This window comes from Paracoccus sp. S4493, from assembly GCF_000967735.1.
Taxonomy (GTDB): domain Bacteria; phylum Pseudomonadota; class Alphaproteobacteria; order Rhodobacterales; family Rhodobacteraceae; genus Paracoccus; species Paracoccus marcusii.
The window spans coordinates 1-238 of the sequence record NZ_JXYF01000518.1; the positions used below are offsets into that span (position 1 = coordinate 1).

A 238-nucleotide genomic window follows, 5' to 3' on the forward strand; every position below is an offset into this window, starting at 1 on the left:
GGCGCCCGGTCGGGGCGCCCTTGGGGTCGTCGTGGTCAGCGGTCAGGCGGCGCGGGTCAGCAGAACCTCGCCCACCCGCTTCTGCGCACCGCCTTCGTCCAAACCGCCGACGGCCGCGACTTCGCGGGTCAGGCGGTCAAGGGCTGCCTCGTACAGCTGACGCTCGGAATAGGACTGTTCGCGCTGATCGTCGCAGCGGTGCAGGTCGCGCACGACCTCGGCGATGGACAGCAGGTCG

General features: G+C 71.0%; 1 pseudogene. It reads right to left on the minus strand.

Features of this window, described 5'->3' with window-relative positions:
• Window positions 1-42 precede the first annotated feature (42 nt).
• A pseudogene (locus TW83_RS18830) lies at window positions 43-238 on the minus strand (CarD family transcriptional regulator); the annotation flags it as partial.